The sequence below is a fragment of the Paraburkholderia fungorum genome, assembly GCF_003610895.1.
Taxonomy (GTDB): domain Bacteria; phylum Pseudomonadota; class Gammaproteobacteria; order Burkholderiales; family Burkholderiaceae; genus Paraburkholderia; species Paraburkholderia fungorum_B.
Genome location: NZ_MCAS01000014.1, coordinates 71,777 through 89,981 on the forward strand (window position 1 = coordinate 71,777; position 18,205 = coordinate 89,981).

Genomic DNA, 18,205 nt, shown 5'->3' on the forward strand with positions numbered 1-18,205 from the left:
CAGGAGACCACCATGTCAAGTCTTGAATCCGCCAGTCTTGTGCAAGAAACCCCGGCGCGGCTCACGCGCTCGCAGTGGCGCATGATCATTCTCGCGAGCCTTGGCGGCGCGCTCGAGTTTTACGATTTCGTGGTCTACGGCATCTTCGCGCAGTTCATCGGCCGCGCGTTCTTTCCGACGCACGATCCGATTGTCGGCTTGATGCTGTCGTTCGCCGTGTTTGCGGTCGGCTATCTTTCGCGGCCGATCGGCGGTGTGGTGCTCAGCTATTTCGGCGACAGGTACGGACGCCGGCGCGTATTCATCGTGTCGGTGATCGTGGTGTCGATGTGCACGATCGGGATGGGTATCGTGCCGACCTATGCGACGTGGGGCATCGGCGCCACGCTGTTGATGATTCTGCTGCGTCTCGTGCAAGGCTTCTGTCTCGGCGGCGAGTTGCCGGGTTCGATTACCTACGTGGTCGAAACGGTGCCGCGGCGTGCGGGACTCGTGTGCGGCATCGTGTTCTTTTGCGTGAACTCCGGCGTGCTGCTGGCGGCGGCCGTCAATCTCTCGGTGCATAGCTTTCTGAGCGGCGACGATGTCGCCGCGTACGGCTGGCGCATCGCGTTTCTGTTCGGTGGCGCGATCGGTTTGCTGAGTTTCTGGCTGCGCCGCAAGCTCGAAGAAACGCCTGCGTTTGCAGAGATGAAGCATCTTGCCGCGAAGCATCCGTTGGCGGAACTGTTGCGCGAGCACTGGCGGCCCGTGTTGCTCGGCATCGGCACGACAGCGGTGGTCGCCGCATTCAACGGCCTGCTGTTCGCGCACATGCCGGCTTATCTCGATCGCGTGTTGCACTACGACCCGCGCCGCGTGGCGATCGGACAGAACGTCGGCCTTGCCGTGGTGTCGACGGGTATTCTGCTGTCTGGCTGGCTCGGCGACAAACTGCCGAGACGCTTTGTGCTGCGCTTCGGCTCGCTGCTCCTGATGGTGCTGAGCTATCCGTTCTACCTCGCGGCAAGCCGCCATACGACCGATGTCGTCCTGCTGCTCGCGCTCGCCGGTGTGGCCGCGTGTCTTGCCAACGGCACGTTCGCCTGCATCATCGCCGACATGTTTCCGACGCGGGTGCGTTTCAGCGGCGTCGCGCTGACCTTCAATGTCAGCTTTACCGTGTTCAGCGGCACTGCGCCGTTGATTGCCACGTGGCTGATTTCGTCGACGGGGGATGTCGCCGCGCCGGCGTATTTCATGGCGGCGTGCGCGGCGCTTTCGCTGGTCGCGAGCTTTGGTTTGAAAGCAGTGAGCGGGAAAATCGATTCGCGCTCGACTAGCTGATGCCGTTCAACGGATGGTGCCGTTGAACGGCATCATCGTCCCTGTGCCGATTCGGGCACGGCCCGAAAGCCCCTCGCTCATCGCCGGCCAGGATCGCGCCTCTTACCTGGGTATGCAGAATACCCGACCCTCTCCAAAGGTGAGGGTTTGCGGGAGTAGCCTGTTCGGGTGTCTCGGCGCCCCGCCCAGCATGCCTTTGCGGCGTGCCACCATGCCTGAAAGGTGAGTGTTTTCGGGAGTGGTCAGAAGTGCGCTTCGCGTCGAACCCCACCCGCTCTGTGTCAAAGGTGAGACTTTTCGGGAGCCGGTGCGCGGATGGCGCGGTGGCTTTGCGAGCGATCCCATATCACGTTCCGCGTTGAAAGAGTTGGGAAGAAATTGCCAACCTTGGGGGCTGTTCCGCGTTTTGAGATGACGCGCCTACAGGGAAGATGGCAACGCGGACGACAAGCGGTCAGCGGATTTGCTATTCCTGCAAGCCATCGCCTGTCTCTGACAACCGATCGTCTCCTGGAATCAGTTGGATGAGTCAGCACATTCTTTTTGTTGGCGCCGACGCCGGCTTAACGGCCGTGGTGGGCGAATCTTTACGCGGGCAGGGCTGCGGCGTGTCCGCTCGTCCGCATTGTGCGGGGCTAAAGCACGTGGTCGAGATGGAGCGGCCGGCGTTGCTGGTGCTCGACATCTCTGCGCCGCACGGCGACGGCCTTGCCGTGTTGCGCGATTTGCGCATGAGCGGCAACGATATGCCGGTGATCTTGCTGTCGGCGAGCAGCAAGGCGATTGATCGCGTAATCGGTCTTGAGCTCGGCGCCGACGATTTCATGAGCAAACCCGCCGACCCTGCCGAACTGCTCGCCCGCATTCGCGTGTTGCTGCGCCGGCGCGGCGCGCTCGCGCCAGGCGCGCCGGAAACGCGGCCGCCCTACCGCTTCGGACGTTGCGAGCTGAACTTCTCCGCGCGCGAATTGCGGCGCGATAACGAGCATTTTGCGCTGCGCAGCTCCGAGTTCGCGTTGCTGAAAATCTTCGTCAATCACGCGATGACTGTGCTCACGCGCGTGCAACTCAACGAGAAACTCCGCGGCAATAGCGTGCTGCATCAGGGGCGCAGCCTCGACGTATCGATCTGGCGGTTGCGGCGGCTGATCGAGATCGATCCTTCCGAGCCACGCTATGTGCAGACGGTGTGGGGGCGCGGCTATGTGTTCGTGCCGCACGGCGAGATTGGGGCGGCCGAGCGCGGCGCACTGGTTGCGCCCGGCGTGTGAGTAGCGTGACTACCGGTGTATCGGCGTATTAGCCGAAAGGTGAGGTTTTACGGGAGTGCTGCGCGCGTGTCAGCCTTGCTTCGCAACCTCGCGAATATCGGCTACCGGTGTTTGTCCGAATGCATCGCTGAAGGCGTAGTCGAGCAGCTGGGTCGCGCATTGCTCAGGCGTTGAAAGTTGTCCGTTACGCTTGAGGTCTTCGAACTTTTCGCGCAAGGGGAACTGCTCGGTGCCGCTGCCGCGAATTTCCGCCTGCATATTCGTATCGATGACACCCGGCGCCAGGCTGCAAATACGCAGCGCACGATTCGCGTCGAGTGCAACGGCGCGAGCGTGATGATCGAGCGCGGCTTTGGTCGCGCAGTAGATGCTCCAGCCGGGATACGCATTGCGCGCCGCGCCGCTGGAGATATGCACGATGCGCCGATCGGTCGCGTCGACGCTGGCTGCGGCGAGCGCGCTTGCCAGCATGAGCGGCGTGGCCACGTTCAGGCTCACGGCAGTGGCGATGTCCGCGGCGTCCTGGCCCTCGATCGGACCGATCGGCTGAACCATGCCCGCGTTGTTGATCAGCAGGACGCTTTGCGCGCCGCTGACGAAGCTGCGCAGCGCATCGGTTGCGACCCATTGCGCGACATGTGTGGGATTGGCAAGCTCGAGTTCGATTTCTTCGAGCAGCGCCGGGAAACGCTCTCTAAGCGTGGCGTGACGCGAGCGGGACAAACCCAGTACCGCGACGCCGCGCGCCAGCAGTTGTTCAGCAAGGGCGGCGCCGAGGCCGCGAGTGTGGCCGGTAACGATCGCGCGGATCGGAGAAGAGGTGGACATGTCGTTCCTTGTGATCGTTGGCTTGAGAAGACGGTTATTTTCTCACGCTATGTTCGATGCTTGCAGCGGTGCCGTCCTTCAAGCCGTATTCCGCTAGTGTCCTGGCTGCGCTTGAGGCGCCGTCATATTTTGCGTTTAGACCGCTGCCGTACCCCTTTCATGTCCTCTTCAAGTCGCTTTCGCGTCTCGTTCACGCAGAGCGAAAGCGCTCGCGATATTGCATCGGCGTAACGCCGATCCGCTTCGTGAAGACAATACGCATCCGGTCCGCCGTGCCGAAGCCGCAGTCGTAAGCGATTGCCTTGAGCGCCGCCCCGCTGCTCTCCAGCAACTTGCGCGCCGCGTCCACGCGTGCGCGCTCGACGAACTCGTGCGGCGTCACCTTGGTCTCCTGCACGAATACGCGCGCAAAATTTCGTGCACTCATTCCTGCGACATCCGCCAGTTGTTTGACCGTAAAGCTTTCGCGAATCCGTTCCATGACGTGCGCCTGAACTCTCGCGACCGGCGAGGTTTCGTCGGCTGGAGCCGTGAGGTAAGGACTGAACTGCGACTGCCCGCCTTGCCGCTGTGCGAACACCACCAACCGCTTGGCAACGGCAAGCGCCGTGTGCGGCCCGTGATCCTCAGCGACCAACGCAAGCGATAGATCGATACCCGCCGTCACGCCCGCCGACGTGACCAGGTTGCCGTCGCGCAGATAGATCCGGTCGAAATCGACGCGCGCCTTTGGAAATTGCGCCGCCAGTTGCGCCGCATGCTGCCAGTGCGTTGTGACGTTACGCGCGTCGAGCAGTCCGGCATGGCCGAGCGCGAACGCGCCGGTGCAGATCGAGCCATAACGCTCGCACTGTGTGGCGGCTCGCGACAACCATTCCAGCAGTCGTGTATCGGGCGCGGTGCCGTCGGGCAGTGCGGGGCCGCCCGCAACCAGCGCAAGATCAAACGGGCGTTGCGCCTGTTCGAACGTGGTGTCGGCGACGAGCGTCATGCCGTTGGACGCACGCAGCGGACCCGGCTGCGCGCTAAGCAACGTGACCTCATAGCGATCCTGCGGCGCGATGAACCGATTGGCTTCGGAGAACACATCGACTGGACCGGCCACGTCGAGCGCCTGCACGCCAGGAAAGATCGCGATCGCAACGGTGGGCATCGAATGATTTCCTTTGACGATGAGCGGAATCCGCAACCTGCGGCAGTCAACGCGGTGCGTTTGGCAGGGTTCAACGGTGTGTGGAGATTGCCCGAGACAACGTGCCGACCAATACTCAAGGCTATCGGACGCGCTGCCTGAACGGTCAGAAAAAGCATCGCGGACCAGCATACCAAACGCGCCCTCCAATCACAAAGACCGCGCGCCCGGTTCATTCAGTCTTTCATGGAGCACTTCATATGACCACGATCGCAGGCATCCAGATCCCCGACAGCATGATGGCGCGCGAAGCTACCCAGCTCGTGCGCGATACCGAAACCGAATTGCTTTATCACCATTCGCGACGCGTGTTCCTGTTCGGCTCGCTGGCCGGCGCGCGCAAGCAGCTCAAGTACGACACCGAGCTGCTGTACATCGGCGCGATGTTTCACGACATGGGGCTCGTCGCGCCGTATAGCAGCGAGCACGATCGCTTCGAGGTGGACGGTGCGAACGCGGCGCGCGATTTTCTGCAGCGTCACGGTATTGGCGAAGACGATATCGAGCAGGTGTGGAATTCGATTGCGCTACACACCACGCCTGGGATTCCGCAATATATGAAACCGGTGGTGGCGCTGGTTACGGCCGGTGTGGAAATGGACGTGCTGGGTCTCGCTTACGATGAGTTCACCGAGCAACAGCGTCACGAGGTGATTCACGCCCACCCGCGCGGCGCCCATTTCAAGGAAGGCATCATCGATGCGTTCGCGCACGGGACGATTCACAAACCGGAGACGACTTTCGGCAACGTGAAGGCAGACGTGCTTGCGCTGAAAGACCCGCATTATCACCGTGAGAATTTTTGCACGATGATTTTGGGGTCGGCGTGGAAGGATTAGTCGGCGCACGAGGGCGAAAGTGACAGCCGTGCAGAAGAAATATTATCGGCACCGAATTAATTTAGCGTGTCATTTCCAGTAAGCGCTAACGACTAAGCCACTGAAACACCCGGACGATCGTGCATGGCGGCCAGCCCCGGGTGTTGCATTCTCAGACCCGGCATGTGCAACGGATCGACCGCGGCAAGCCAGTTTGAGCACCTGAATGTCGTTTATGCAGCCCTTGTTTGGACCGGGCTGCTCACGTAAGACTGGAGATGAAATGAAATCGATCCGAGCCGTACTGATGTGCGGACTGCTGCCGCTCGCGCTTGCAGCGGGTTCTGTGCAAGCCCAGGGAATAGGACGTGCCGGCACCTATCTGATGCCGGCCGAATACAGCATGATGATGGACAAGCTGACGCCTGAACAGCGCGCTCAGGCCATCGGCATCCAGCAGAAAATGATGCAGATGGACATGGAGTATCAGGACACGATGGCGCAGATGGAGATGAAGCATGCGCACGAAATGATGCAGATGCAAAATCAACTGCTGGATATTTTCAAGGGCCATTGAATCTCATCGTGGTTCGACCGGTTCGCGTCTCGACTGGCGTCAGACGCGAACCGGTCATCCCTTTCCATGCAACGCGGCGATTTCCTGCAGGTCGAGATCCCGCTCCAGCTCGGTTAGCAGTTCGTCATGAATCAAGCCTGACCGGTGCATTCGCAACAACTCGCTGCGACCGGCTGCAACAGCGGCAAGCACGACGTCGTAATGCGCGTTTCGAACATCGGCGGGATATTCCGTCACGTGCTGGTAGGTTTCGGTCATCTGGGCCCGATAGCTATATTGTTCCAGCAGGCGCGGATGAATCACCTGTCCCTCGGCGTCGTGCACGAGCGGTTGGATCGCGGCAAGCTGTGCCGCTTCGAGCCTCGCCCACGCCTGAGGTTCGGTCAGATGCTGCTCGTTGCGCTCCTTCACGCTATCCAGATTGACCCAGCGAATCAACGTGCCGATCGTGGTTCCTTGTCCGAGCACGGTCACGAGGATCACCGCGAATGACGCGACCAGAATCAGATCACGCCCCGGCATCGCCTCGGGCAACGAGAGCGCGATTGCCAGCGTCACCACGCCACGCATGCCGGCCCAACTCGTCACCGTTGACGAGCGCCAGTCGAGCGCAATGTTTGTGCGCTGCATCAGCTTGCAGACCAGTCCCTTCAACCATTCGACGGCGAACACCCACATGAAGCGCGACAGCACGACGGCCGCGATCACTGCGCCGACCGCCGGTGCAAGCGCGGTCAGCGTGTCGCCGACACCGCCCAGCCGCACGATTACGCCGCGCAGCGACAGCCCGATCAGAATGAACACTAGCGCTTCCATCAGGAAGATCAGGACTTGCCAGAAGGCTGTGCCGCGCGTACGCACCGAGGCAGAAAAGATTTCGTGCTGGTGCCAGCCAAGCACCATTCCGCAACTGACGGTCGCGATGACGCCGGAGACGTCCAGCAGGTCGCCGGCGATGTAGCTGATCCACGGGGAGAGTGCGGATGCGGTAATGATGAGGTAGGCGTCGTCAAGGTAGCGCAGCAGCTTGACGACCAAGAAGCCGATTGCGATGCCCACTGCGATGCCGCCCAGCCCGAGCACGGCAAAGCGCCCGACGGCATGTTGCGCGCTGAACGTACCGGTCAGCGCGGCCGCGACGGCGAAGCGGAACAGGACGATGCCGGCGGCGTCGTTGAGCAGGCTCTCGCCTTCGAGGAGCACCATCAACCGGCGCGGCAGCGCGACGCGTTCCAGTACGGCTTTCGCGGCGATGGCGTCAGGCGGCGAGACGATCGCGCCCAGTGCGAAGCACGCGCTCCACGGTAAGGCCGGCACGACCCAATGGACGACAAGACCGACCGCGAGGGTGGTAAAGGCGACGGCGCCGATCGCAAGCAGCAGGATGCCGCCGACATTGCGCTTGAACTCGTCCCACACGGAGAAGTAGGCGCCGTCCATGAGGAGTGGCGGCAGGAACACGATCAGGACCAGTTCGGGATCGAGATTGATGGGTGGCAGTCCCGGCACGAAGGCCATCGCGGCGCCGCCGACCAGAAGCGCCGCGGCCGGCGGGAGTTGCAGCCGCCTGGCAAGCAGCTGGAGGCCGATCATCGCGGCGAGCGACAGCAGGACGAGTTTGAAAGCCATGACGGAGGACATGCGGGAGCCTCGGCGAGTGGCAAAGCGTGGCGGAGTTACTTTTTATCACACGGCGGGGCTTCTGCCTGCGGCTGAGCCGATGGGAGATACGCGTGCGCTATCAAATACTTGGCTTGCCTGTGCGCAAGTTGTCCACAGTGTTGCAAACAATTTATGTGGACAAGTTTTTGGCCACGCGGCGCTTATGTCGATGTGCTTTCGCTTACGGGCCATTTTTTTCGTCTATGCGCTGGACCCGCCGACTACTTTTCGTACTTGTCTTATATCGGTTCGCGATCCGATGCATAAGTCTCCTTGAAAAGGATTTTTTCAACGTGAAGGGGACGGACACATGACACATAACACACGTGCTGGAACTAAACATCACTTCGCCGCGATTGGTCCGCTCACCGAGCGCGGTGGACGTGTGACGACGGCCACGGGCGGGGCGGGTTCTATGGTTGTGATTGACGATCGCCCCCACCGCAAAGAGCAAGCGACCAGCTTCGTGCCGATGCGCGCGGACGTTACCACTCACTAATTCATATCCGAAGGAGTTGCGACTCATGAGACGATCCATAGTTCGTCATGGCGATCCGACAACCACCCGTGGTTTCGTTATCGCTCTCTCGTCGACCATGTTCGACGACGGGAAAAATATCGCTCTTTCCGGTGATAGCGCGACGTGCGGCAACTGCAAAGGAACTCATCGGATATTCGGAACGGGTGAAGGTGTATCAGAGGGGGGGCGTGTTGTGGTCGTGCATGGTGACAGGGTGCTCTGCCCTTGTGGCAAGAATCGGGTTATGGCGTTCGATTCCGGTTGCCACCTGAATTCAGCGGCTGAGGGTTCTAGAAGCCCATCATCCGATACAGGCCACGCTGTGGAATCCCAGCCACCGAATGCCCTTTTCGATGAGCAGATCGTGCTGCTCGATGCCAATGGAAACGCGCTTACTGACACCTATTACAGTGTCAGGATGCCGGACGGAAAACTGAGGCACGGCACGACGGACTCACAAGGGCGAACAGCACGTCACCAGACCAGCGGCGCGCAGGACGTTGCCGTGTTCCTCGGTCACCGGACGGAGGTATAGCCATGCCAATCTATTGTGCTGCCGTGGAAGGCGATCCGCTCGATAGCGGCGGTGACAGCCGAGTGATTACTGGAAGCAACAACATCACAGTCACAGACAACAACGACCGGTTCAGGAGAGTGGCATACATCGGTCACCCGGCATGTTGTAACAGGTGCAAAAGCGAGGGGGTTATCGTTCCGGGCGTATTCCCGGGTACGGTGAAACGCCCTTTCAGCGGTCAATCAGGGCAACCCATGGCACTCGGCGGCGATCAAGTGCTATGCAAGTGCAGCCCGCATCCACGCATCGTTTCGGTGGACGGCAAGCGCGTGAGGCTAATCGACAAGGCATGTGCCGAGGCCCCGATTGTAGTGTTCCCGAAGTTGAGGCCGCCGCTTCCTCCGTTGCATATGACGAACAGTTCGTATTGAGGGATTCTCGCTGCTTGTCTTTGCACAACACGTATTACACCGTTCGGCTTCCTTCCGGCGAGTTGCGGCACGGAGCGACTGATGCACGGGGCAGCACGAATCGCCATGTAACTGAAGCGGCCGTAATGCTCTTCTTCTATTTAGGACATCACAATGCCATCTAAGACGGTATTGATAAACGCGCGCACTGGGGCACTATGTCAGAAGCATTAGCTGTAGTAGTGACAAACACAGACCCTAACTCTAACGTAACGGTCTACACGCAGAGGCTCGGTCAACCGTGGGCAGTCTCTGGTGACGGGCTTTCGTTTCTGGCGACGTGGGAGTCCGGCATACTGAATGGCGTGAATTTTCAGGGACACCATGTTACGGACGGCTTCATTTTGAAAGCGTACCTCGACAACGTTGGAATTCCGACGGTTGGCTGTGGGCACCGCATAGTGCCATCCGATCATATCCAGGTCGGCCAAACAATTTCACTGGAGCGTGCGAGAGCATTTAAGAAGCATGATTTACAGCGTATGGAGCGTCGCTTGAATGACGACGTACACGTGCCACTCTTTCAATTCGAGTATGACGCGCTGGTAAGCATCGTTTACAACTGCGGACCAAATATTGGAGCCGACGAGATAATTAGAAAGGTCAACTCGGGACACTACAGTGAAATGTTCAATTTTATTCTGACTTATCGCGTCGGCAGCAATCCGGGGCTTCCTCCGCGTCGTTATTCCGAAGCACGCCTTTTCGCATCGGGGGTCTATGATGCATCTCACTAGAAGACTCTTCGTTGCTGTTGTTATCGCTATTTCATCTCACGGTGCATCGGCGAAAACAGACCCAGAATGCTTGAAGCATTTAGGCGGCGGTTTCTCCGACGCGGAATGCTTCGCGGGCCTGCGAGTGAATATAGTTGAAGAGAACAAGCTGCTATACAAAAAGATACGTGCAAAAGTGCCGGTCGGCAACGAACACGCAAAAGTACTTGATGCCTATATGGCAGCGCAAGATAACGCGGAGAAATTCTGTGAGTTGCAGCGAGACGCGGGCGCGGGATGGGAGACCAACCCAGACGGCTCCATGTACACCGCGCTATACGAACGGTGTGTATTCGAACTACGCACTGTTCAAAACAAGTTTCTTATGAACCTGCTGACAATGGCGAACTGGTAGCAAAACATGCCAGCTTCGGCGGGATTAATGCGGTGACCTCACGGGGTGAGCGCCACGCATCCGCCAAGGAGTCGTTCGTGTTCTACGAGAATCCAAACCCAGCCGGGCGCCAGATGGTTCACGTCAGATAATAGGTGGCTTCAACCAATTGCCAGGCAGGCTGACGGATGCATCGATCCAGCAGAAGGTATTTGCATCAATGCCTTGGCACGGTTGTGCGCATGTTGTCCACAGCCTTGCGAACAAATTATGTGGACAACTAGCAGACGGGGTGTCGCACCTACTGCGACAGGTTCGCTATTCTGGTTTTTCTGCGCGGCCGGTAGCGGCTTGATGAGTGATGCTTACTCATCACCCGCGACCGGATACTTCTGCTGCGTCAACGACTTGGCCGGGATGTGCGAAGGTTGTCCACAGGCTTGCCAACATTTTATGGGGACAAGTATTGGCAAACGGCCCCTCAAGCCTTCAACACCGAAGCCGCCACCTCTTCCCGCGATTGCACCTGCAAAACCGCATCCCGCTTATCGAGCAAATGCTGCCGCAAAATCGCGCTCAACTTCTTCCCATCTCTCGCCTCAAGCGCCTTCAACATTTCATCGTGATCGTGAATCGCGCTGTCCCACTTAGGGATCTGAAAGTTCGACCGGAACCGTAACGCCTGCAAGCGCCGGTTCACCGCAACATAAGTCTGCCGCAGTGCTGAATTCCTCGCCGCTTCGTTGATCTTGTCGTGAATCGCCTGGTTGCGGCTGTAGTACCCGGCCAGATCGTTCTGCGTACGACAAGCGAGCATCGCGTAATGCAGCGCCTTGATCTCGGCAAGCTCGGCGGCCGTCATCCGCTCCGCCGCCAGCTCACCAGAAAAAGCCTCAAGACCGCTCATCAATTCAAAGGTCTCGCGCAACTCCGCTTCCGACATCTTCGACACCGACGCGCCCCGGTTCGGCGAAATCTCGATCAGCCCTTCCGCAGCCAATACCTTCAGTGCCTCCCGCAGCGGCGTGCGCGAAATTCCCAGCGTCTCGCATAGCTCGCGTTCGTTCAGTTTCTTGCCCGGCTCCAGCACCCCTTCGACGATAAAGCGGCGAATGTGCTCCACCACCGTGTCGTGCAAGCGCTGACGCTCGACCTTCGGCATCAGCGGGGAAGCGGCCACACCCGCATCGAAATCCGAATTTTGCATACAAAAGCCCTCAACATCGTATTAGTGCGATTTTATCGGAAGCTCAAAGATTAGGTAAGAGCACGGGTAAACACCGGTGCAAGCAAGCAATTTTCATCTTGGGATCACGGCGGATCGTCTGATATAGTTTTTTGCATGCAAAATTCAATCGGAGGAGCCCAATGCTCAAGCTAGACTTTCACCCCGCTGGCCGTCACTTCCTGCAGATTCCGGGTCCGAGCCCGGTGCCCGATCGCATTCTCCGGGCGATGAGCTACCCGACCATCGATCACCGTGGCCCTGAGTTCGGCGAACTCGGTCTGAAGGTGCTCGACGGCATCAAGAAAATCTTCAAGACGCAGCAGCCCGTGGTGATTTATCCCGCCTCTGGCACCGGCGCGTGGGAAGCAGCGCTGTCGAACACGCTGAGCCCCGGCGACAACGTGTTGATGTTCGAAACCGGTCACTTCGCGACGCTGTGGAAAAAGATGGCGGAAAGCCTTGGGCTGAAGCCGGAGTTCCTCGGCCTGCCCGGCATAGAAGGCTGGCGGCGCGGGGTTCAGCCGCAAATGATCGAGGAGCGCCTGCGCGCCGACACGCAGCATGCGATCAAGGCGGTGTGTGTGGTCCATAACGAGACCTCCACGGGCGTCACTTCGGATATCGCCGCCGTGCGCCGCGCGATCGACGCGGCCGGACACCCGGCACTGCTGCTGGTCGACACGATCTCGGGCCTCGCCTGCGCGGACTATCGCCATGACGAATGGGGCGTCGACGTCACCGTGTCGGGTTCGCAAAAGGGTTTGATGCTGCCGCCGGGCATCAGCTTCAACGCGATCTCGCCGAAGGCGTTCGTGGCCAGCAAGCAGGCAAAACTGCCGCGCAGCTTCTGGGACTGGACCGACATCGTCGAGATGAACAAAACCGGCTACTGGCCGTACACGCCGAACACGAACCTGCTGTACGGGCTCAATGAGGCGCTGGAGATGATTCTCGGCGAAGGACTCGACAACGTGTTCGCCCGTCACGAGCGTCTCGCCGAAGCCACCCGTCGTGCCGTACGTGCATGGGGCCTGGAGATCCAGTGCGCCGATCCCGCTGTGTACAGCCCGGTGCTGACCGGCGTGATGATGCCCGAGGGCATCGATGCCGACGCAGTGCGCAAGGTCATCTACGAACGCTTCGACATGTCGCTCGGCACCGGCCTCGGCAAGATGAAAGGCCGCATGTTCCGCATCGGCCACCTTGGCGACTGTAACGACCTGATGCTGCTGGCAACGCTGGCCGGTTGCGAAATGGGCCTGCGGCTCGCGGGCGTGCCGCTCAAGGAAAGCGGCCTGCCTGCCGCTATGGAGTGGTTGAGCCAGCCGACCCAGGCCTCGGGGCTGAAAGCGGCCGCTTAAGCACACGAACAGCTGAGTACCTGAGCGCCTCGGCGCATCTCGCAGCAAAGGAAGGCGGGGAGCACTTCCTTCACGAAGCCGCGCATAGAACGCGGCCCACCAACAACATGCGATGTTCCCGTGGCGTATCTCGCCGACGGGCGACGACGCAGCGCGCCATTCAGGCGCGCCGTCGACAGACTGCAATGGAGAGAGACGATGAAGCGGTTTCGTGTCAGCAGTGCGACCAGTATCGTTCTAGTGATGCTGTGCATCATGTACTTCATCACTTACCTGGACCGCGTCAACGTCAGCACCGCGGCTGCAGGTTTCGGCAAGGAGTTCGGACTCTCGCATACGGAAGTGGGCCTGGTGTTTTCGGCCTTCGCCTATCCGTATCTGATTTTTCAGATCATCGGTGGCTGGGTCAGTGACCGTTTCGGCGCGAAACGCACGCTGATTTTCTGCGGCGCCATCTGGGGCGTCGCGACGTTGTTGACCGGCTTCGCCGGTGGTCTGGTCTCGTTGCTGGCCGCCCGTGTGTTGCTCGGTTTCGGCGAAGGCGCGACGTTTCCCGCCGCAACCTCCGCGATGGCGCGCTGGGTCGCAAAGGAAAAGCGCGGCTTTGCGCAGGGCATCACACACGCGGCGTCGCGTATCGGCAATGCAGTGGCACCCGGTTTGATCGTGCTGGTGATGGCGACCTGGGGCTGGCGCGAATCGTTCTATATCTGCGGCGTGTTCAGCTTGCTGTGGGTGGCCGTCTGGGCGTTCACGTTCACCGAACATCCGAAAGATCATCCGCGTATCACGAGCGAGGAACTCGAAATCTTGCCCGCGCCGAAGCCGAAAGCGGCCGGCGTACCGTGGGGAAAACTGTTTCGCCGCATGTGGCCGGTCACGATCGTGTACTTCTGCTATGGCTGGACGTTGTGGCTGTTCCTCAGCTGGATTCCGCAATACTTCCTGCACAGCTATCACCTGCAGCTGCAAAAGTCGGCGATCTTCGCCTCGGTGGTGTTCTTTGCCGGTGTGCTAGGCGATACGCTCGGCGGTATCGTGACCGACTGGATCTTTACGCGTACCCGCAGCTTGAAGCGTGCCCGGAGCTGGATGGTCTCGGTGTGCATGCTGTTCTGTCTGCTCTCGCTCATTCCGCTGATGTTCACGCACGATCTGTATCTGTCGATGGCGTGTCTCGCGTCAGGTTTCTTCTTCGCCGAAATGACGATCGGCCCGATGTGGGCGATTCCGATGGATATCGCGCCGGAATACTCCGGCACCGCGAGCGGCATGATGAACACCGGCTCGGCATTGGCCGCGATCATCTCGCCGGTGGTCGGCGGATTTCTGATCGACTACTTCGGCAGCTGGGAGTTGCCGTTCGTCGGCAGCATGCTGTTGATGGCGATCGGCGTGGTGCTCGCGTTCCGCATGCAGCCGGAAAGCAAATTCGATCTCAACGCGGCCGACAAAGCGCACGCCACCACGGGCGTGGGTGCATAAGCGGAATGCACCGTTCCTTCTCTTCGTCTTCAAAGAAATGACAACATCACTGAGTCAACGTCTCGCCGACGCGCGCCGCAATCACCTGACGCTCGATGCGTTGCCGTCGGAGCAAACGCCTGCGGACGGCGCTGCCGCCTACGCGGTTCAACACGACATCCTGCGCGTATTGGAGGCGCCGATCGGCGGCTGGAAGATTGGCGCGAAGTCGGACAGCGGCCCGATTCAAGGCGCACCGTTGCCTGCAAACGATCTGCATGCCGATGGCGCGCGCCTGCCGCGCGAAGGCTTCACCCCATTGGGACTCGAACTGGAGATCGCATTCCGTTTCGGCCGCCGCTTCGAGCCTTCGACAACACCCTATAGCGAAGCCGAGGTGCGCGCCGGCATCGGCTCGATCGGCACGACCATCGAGATCGTGGCGAGCCGTTACGCCGGCTGGCCCAACGTCGACAAGCTCGCTCAACTCGCGGACTTGCAGAACCACGGGGCGTTGATCGTCGGCGAATTTTCGCCGTATCGCGAGGACTTTCCGTTTGTTGCGCCGTCGTTGCGGTTCAGCTTTGAAGGGCGTGACGTGGTTGAGACAACGCCCGCCAATCCGGCCGGCGATCCTCGGCGTCTGCTGACCTGGCTCGTCAATCACGCCACGTCGCGCGGCATCGCAATCACGCCGGAGATGATTGTCACCACCGGTTCGTACACCGGAATGTTTTTTCCGCAGAGCGCGGGCACGGCTAACGGGCGCATTGAAGGGCTCGCGCCGATCAGCCTGACGCTGTACTAGCCCGTTTTCCTATAGGCCGACGAAATGACGAACCCCACCTCCGCTTTACTCGTCAAGCCGATTCATCTGGTGCCGTCCGCCGCGCGCCTGACCACGCCGCTTGCGCAGCATTTGCGCAAGTCTCTGCGCGGCGACGTGTTGTTCGATGCGGCGAGCCGCGGCCGTTATTCGACCGATGCGTCGATCTATCAGATTACGCCGATCGGCGTGGTAGTGCCGCGCGATCAGGACGATCTGCGCATCGCTCTGGACATTGCACGCAGCGAGAAAGTACCGTTACTCGCTCGCGGCGCGGGCACGAGCCAATGCGGCCAGACCGTCGGCGAGGCGCTGGTGATCGACACCAGCAAATGGCTGAACAACATTGTCGCGTTCGATGCCGAAGCGCGCACGGTAACCGTCGAACCGGGCGTCGTGCTGGACCATCTGAACGCGTGGCTGAAGCCGCATGGCCTGTGGTTTCCCGTCGACGTTTCGACAGCGGCGCAATGCACGATCGGTGGCATGGCCGGTAACAACTCGTGCGGCTCGCGCTCGATCGAATACGGCAACATGGTGCACAACGTCGAGGCGATCGACGCCATTCTCGCCGACGGCAGCGAAGCACGTTTCGCCTCCTTGCGCGACGCGCCGCAAGGCGCGCGCTTGCAGCAGATACTGGAAGGCGTGAAGCGGATTGCCGAGCGGGAGCATGATGAAATCGTCGAGCGCATACCGAAGGTGCTGCGGCGCGTAGCGGGCTACAACATCGATGTATTCGATTGCCAGAACCCGCGCGCCTATACCGATGACGGCATCGCCAATCTTGCGCATCTGCTGGTCGGCTCAGAAGGTACGCTCGCGTTCAGCCGCCAACTGACGCTGAAACTCGCACCGCTGCCCACGCATAAAACGCTGGGCGTGGTGAATTTCCCGACCTTCTGGCAGTCGATGGATCTCACGCAGCACATCGTCAAGCTGAAGCCGGTGGCCGTGGAACTGGTCGATCGCACCATGATCGATCTGGCAATGAGCAATCCCGCGTTCCGGCCGGTGATCGAGAAGGCGCTGGTCGGCGAGCCGCAAGCGATCCTGCTGGTGGAATTCGCGGGCGAGGATCGTGACCAGCAGCTTGCGTCGCTCAAGAAACTCACTGAATTGATGGCTGATTTGGGTCTGCCCGATTCGGTCGTCGAGATGCCTGCTGCGAACGAACAGAAAGCGTTGTGGGAAGTCCGCAAAGCTGGACTGAACATCATGATGAGCATGAAGGGCGACGGCAAGCCTGTCTCCTTCATCGAAGATTGCGCGGTGCCGCTCGAACATCTCGCGGAATACACGAGCCGCCTGACTGAAGTGTTCCACCGCAACGGGACCGAAGGCACCTGGTATGCACATGCAAGTGTCGGCACACTGCACGTGCGGCCGATTCTCGATATGCGGCGTGACGGCGCCGCGAAGATGCGCGCCATCGCCGAGGAAGCGGCGGCCTTGGTGCGCGAATACAAGGGTGCGTATTCCGGCGAGCACGGCGACGGCTTGTGCCGCGGCGAATGGGTCGCGTGGCAATACGGGCCGCGTCTGAATCAGGCGTTCACCGAAATCAAGGCGTTGTTCGATCCGGATAACCGTTTCAATCCCGACAAGATCGTGCGTCCGCCGAAGATGGACGACGCGCGCAATTTCCGTTTTGCACCGGGCTACGAGGCGCGTGCGATCGACACCGCGCTCGACTGGTCCGCATGGAACGTCGAACGCGATCCGCTGACGGGGCAGGAGACGCTGCCGGGCAGCGGCAACGATCTGTCGGGCGGTCTCGCCAAGGCCGTCGAGATGTGCAACAACAACGGCCATTGCCGCAAGTTCGATGCGGGCACCATGTGCCCGAGTTATCGCGTGACGAAGGATGAGCAACATGTGACGCGAGGGCGCGCGAACACCTTGCGTCTGGCGATTTCAGGGCAACTCGGTGAAGCGGGACTTGCCAGCGACGACGTCAAGGACACGCTCGATCTGTGTGTTTCGTGCAAGGGCTGCAAGCGCGACTGCCCGACGGGCGTCGACATGGCGAAGTTCAAGATCGAGGCACGGGCGGCGCGCGTCAAACGGCATGGGCTGCGTCTGCGCGACAAGCTGGTGGCCTTCATGCCGCGCTATGCCGCAACGGCGAGCCGCATGCCGATGTTGATGGCGCTGGCCGACAACGTGCCGGTATTGTCGGCGTGGTTCAAGCGTTCGGTGGGCTTTGCGCCGGAACGCACGTTGCCGCGCTTCAAGAAATCGTTTCTATCCAACGCGGTGCCGGGGGAAAGATCCCAGGGCGGCGCGTTGAAAGAAGTGCTGTTGTTCGTCGATACGTTCAACAACAACATGGAGCCTGAAAACGCACGCGCCGCGCAGCAGGTGCTGGAAGCTGCGGGCTACACGGTGCACTTCAATACGCGCCAGGGGGAGCGGCCGGTATGTTGCGGCCGTACCTTCCTCGCGGCTGGTTTGGTCGACGAAGCGAAGCAGGAAGCGCGGCGCATGCTCGATCTGTTCAAACCGTTTGTGGAGCGTGGCGTGCCGATCGTCGGGTTGGAGCCGTCGTGTTTGCTGTCGTTGCGCGACGAGTTCCTGCATTACGGTTTCGGCGAAGAAGCACAGCGTCTGTCGAAGCAGGCCTTTCTATTCGAAGAGTTTCTGGTGCGAGAAGAAAAGGCCGGTCGTCTGAAGCTTGCGTTGAAGCCGCTGGCGAAGGAGCAGGCGCTCGTTCACGGCCACTGCCATCAAAAGGCCTTCGATGCGTTCACGCCCGTGCAGACCGTGCTGAACTGGATTCCTCAGTTGAAGGTGTCGACGGTGGAGTCGTCGTGCTGCGGGATGGCGGGCAGCTTCGGCTACGAAGCCGAGCATTACGCGACATCGCAGGCGATGGCGGAACTCTCGCTACTGCCGGCGGTGCGCAAGATCGACGCCAACACGGTGATGGTTGCGGACGGCACGAGTTGCCGGCATCAGATTCACGACGGTGCGGGCGTCGACGCGATCCACGTGGCGCGGGTGCTGGCGATGGCGTTGCAGTGAAGGCGCCC

15 protein-coding genes are annotated in these 18,205 nt (G+C 60.4%); 11 read left to right on the plus strand and 4 right to left on the minus strand.

Annotated features, from left to right (window positions below; translation table 11 throughout):
• Window positions 1-12 precede the first annotated feature (12 nt).
• Together BCY88_RS15975 and BCY88_RS15980 are read left to right on the plus strand one after the other, a co-directional pair.
• The gene (locus BCY88_RS15975; protein ID WP_120345225.1) at window positions 13-1,326 is read left to right on the plus strand and encodes an MFS transporter; all 1,314 of its coding nucleotides are present in this window, start codon (window positions 13-15) and stop codon (window positions 1,324-1,326) included.
• Between the two features lie 524 nt (window positions 1,327-1,850).
• On the plus strand, window positions 1,851-2,597 hold the full coding sequence (locus BCY88_RS15980; RefSeq protein ID WP_120345226.1) for a winged helix-turn-helix domain-containing protein: 747 nt from the start codon (window positions 1,851-1,853) through the stop codon (window positions 2,595-2,597).
• Between the two features lie 69 nt (window positions 2,598-2,666).
• Here BCY88_RS15980 and BCY88_RS15985 read toward each other — a convergent pair whose 3' ends face one another.
• Together BCY88_RS15985 and BCY88_RS15990 are read right to left on the minus strand one after the other, a co-directional pair.
• Window positions 2,667-3,425, minus strand: coding sequence for an SDR family oxidoreductase (locus tag BCY88_RS15985; RefSeq protein ID WP_120345227.1), 759 nt, complete (start codon window positions 3,423-3,425; stop codon window positions 2,667-2,669).
• A gap of 190 nt (window positions 3,426-3,615) precedes the next feature.
• Window positions 3,616-4,578, minus strand: coding sequence for a GlxA family transcriptional regulator (locus BCY88_RS15990; protein WP_120345228.1), 963 nt, complete (start codon window positions 4,576-4,578; stop codon window positions 3,616-3,618).
• 239 nt (window positions 4,579-4,817) lie between these two features.
• Between BCY88_RS15990 and BCY88_RS15995 the strand changes: the two genes are divergently transcribed.
• Entirely contained in the window at window positions 4,818-5,456 is a 639-nt protein-coding gene (locus BCY88_RS15995; RefSeq protein ID WP_120345229.1) for an HD domain-containing protein, read from the plus strand.
• Window positions 5,457-5,718: 262 nt separating this feature from the next.
• Window positions 5,719-6,012 (plus strand): hypothetical protein, encoded by a 294-nt coding sequence (locus BCY88_RS16000; protein ID WP_120345230.1) that lies wholly within the window; start codon window positions 5,719-5,721, stop codon window positions 6,010-6,012.
• A 54-nt stretch (window positions 6,013-6,066) separates the two neighbouring features.
• On the opposite strand, the gene BCY88_RS16005 is transcribed toward BCY88_RS16000, so the two are convergent.
• Window positions 6,067-7,653, minus strand: coding sequence for a Na+/H+ antiporter (locus tag BCY88_RS16005; protein ID WP_120345231.1), 1,587 nt, complete (start codon window positions 7,651-7,653; stop codon window positions 6,067-6,069).
• Window positions 7,654-8,198: 545 nt separating this feature from the next.
• Here BCY88_RS16005 and BCY88_RS40370 point away from each other — a divergent pair.
• The 3 genes from BCY88_RS40370 (at window position 8,199) to BCY88_RS16020 (ending at window position 10,312) form a co-directional block, all read left to right on the plus strand.
• Window positions 8,199-8,729, plus strand: a complete 531-nt coding sequence (locus BCY88_RS40370) for a PAAR domain-containing protein (RefSeq protein ID WP_259461421.1) — start codon at window positions 8,199-8,201, stop codon at window positions 8,727-8,729.
• A gap of 610 nt (window positions 8,730-9,339) precedes the next feature.
• The gene (locus tag BCY88_RS16015) at window positions 9,340-9,918 is read left to right on the plus strand and encodes a lysozyme (protein ID WP_120345232.1); all 579 of its coding nucleotides are present in this window, start codon (window positions 9,340-9,342) and stop codon (window positions 9,916-9,918) included.
• A complete protein-coding gene (locus tag BCY88_RS16020) occupies window positions 9,902-10,312 on the plus strand; it encodes a hypothetical protein (protein ID WP_259461422.1) in 411 nt (136 codons plus the stop codon). The genes BCY88_RS16015 and BCY88_RS16020 overlap by 17 nt, the downstream gene beginning before the upstream one ends.
• A 460-nt stretch (window positions 10,313-10,772) precedes the next feature.
• Here the strand turns inward: BCY88_RS16020 and BCY88_RS16025 are convergent, their stop codons facing one another.
• Window positions 10,773-11,498, minus strand: a complete 726-nt coding sequence (locus BCY88_RS16025) for a GntR family transcriptional regulator (RefSeq protein ID WP_030102283.1) — start codon at window positions 11,496-11,498, stop codon at window positions 10,773-10,775.
• Window positions 11,499-11,659: 161 nt separating this feature from the next.
• Between BCY88_RS16025 and BCY88_RS16030 the strand changes: the two genes are divergently transcribed.
• From BCY88_RS16030 to BCY88_RS16045, 4 genes are all read left to right on the plus strand, one after another.
• Window positions 11,660-12,880, plus strand: a complete 1,221-nt coding sequence (locus BCY88_RS16030; protein WP_120345233.1) for a pyridoxal-phosphate-dependent aminotransferase family protein — start codon at window positions 11,660-11,662, stop codon at window positions 12,878-12,880.
• A gap of 198 nt (window positions 12,881-13,078) precedes the next feature.
• Window positions 13,079-14,365 (plus strand): MFS transporter, encoded by a 1,287-nt coding sequence (locus BCY88_RS16035; RefSeq protein WP_120345234.1) that lies wholly within the window; start codon window positions 13,079-13,081, stop codon window positions 14,363-14,365.
• A 37-nt stretch (window positions 14,366-14,402) separates the two neighbouring features.
• A complete protein-coding gene (locus tag BCY88_RS16040; RefSeq protein ID WP_120345235.1) occupies window positions 14,403-15,152 on the plus strand; it encodes a 2-keto-4-pentenoate hydratase in 750 nt (249 codons plus the stop codon).
• 24 nt (window positions 15,153-15,176) lie between these two features.
• The gene (locus tag BCY88_RS16045; RefSeq protein ID WP_120345236.1) at window positions 15,177-18,197 is read left to right on the plus strand and encodes an FAD-binding and (Fe-S)-binding domain-containing protein; all 3,021 of its coding nucleotides are present in this window, start codon (window positions 15,177-15,179) and stop codon (window positions 18,195-18,197) included.
• Window positions 18,198-18,205 lie beyond the last annotated feature (8 nt).

Bases quoted from the DNA above. Each gene is read 5' to 3' on its own strand.
- BCY88_RS15975 (WP_120345225.1), top strand. From the start codon at position 13: ATGTCAAGTCTTGAATCCGCCAGTCTTGTGCAAGAAACCCCGGCGCGG.
- BCY88_RS15980 (WP_120345226.1), top strand. From the start codon at position 1,851: ATGAGTCAGCACATTCTTTTTGTTGGCGCCGACGCCGGCTTAACGGCC.
- BCY88_RS15985 (WP_120345227.1), bottom strand. From the start codon at position 3,425: ATGTCCACCTCTTCTCCGATCCGCGCGATCGTTACCGGCCACACTCGC.
- BCY88_RS15990 (WP_120345228.1), bottom strand. From the start codon at position 4,578: ATGCCCACCGTTGCGATCGCGATCTTTCCTGGCGTGCAGGCGCTCGAC.
- BCY88_RS15995 (WP_120345229.1), top strand. From the start codon at position 4,818: ATGACCACGATCGCAGGCATCCAGATCCCCGACAGCATGATGGCGCGC.
- BCY88_RS16000 (WP_120345230.1), top strand. From the start codon at position 5,719: ATGAAATCGATCCGAGCCGTACTGATGTGCGGACTGCTGCCGCTCGCG.
- BCY88_RS16005 (WP_120345231.1), bottom strand. From the start codon at position 7,653: ATGTCCTCCGTCATGGCTTTCAAACTCGTCCTGCTGTCGCTCGCCGCG.
- BCY88_RS40370 (WP_259461421.1), top strand. From the start codon at position 8,199: ATGAGACGATCCATAGTTCGTCATGGCGATCCGACAACCACCCGTGGT.
- BCY88_RS16015 (WP_120345232.1), top strand. From the start codon at position 9,340: ATGTCAGAAGCATTAGCTGTAGTAGTGACAAACACAGACCCTAACTCT.
- BCY88_RS16020 (WP_259461422.1), top strand. From the start codon at position 9,902: ATGATGCATCTCACTAGAAGACTCTTCGTTGCTGTTGTTATCGCTATT.
- BCY88_RS16025 (WP_030102283.1), bottom strand. From the start codon at position 11,498: ATGCAAAATTCGGATTTCGATGCGGGTGTGGCCGCTTCCCCGCTGATG.
- BCY88_RS16030 (WP_120345233.1), top strand. From the start codon at position 11,660: ATGCTCAAGCTAGACTTTCACCCCGCTGGCCGTCACTTCCTGCAGATT.
- BCY88_RS16035 (WP_120345234.1), top strand. From the start codon at position 13,079: ATGAAGCGGTTTCGTGTCAGCAGTGCGACCAGTATCGTTCTAGTGATG.
- BCY88_RS16040 (WP_120345235.1), top strand. From the start codon at position 14,403: ATGACAACATCACTGAGTCAACGTCTCGCCGACGCGCGCCGCAATCAC.
- BCY88_RS16045 (WP_120345236.1), top strand. From the start codon at position 15,177: ATGACGAACCCCACCTCCGCTTTACTCGTCAAGCCGATTCATCTGGTG.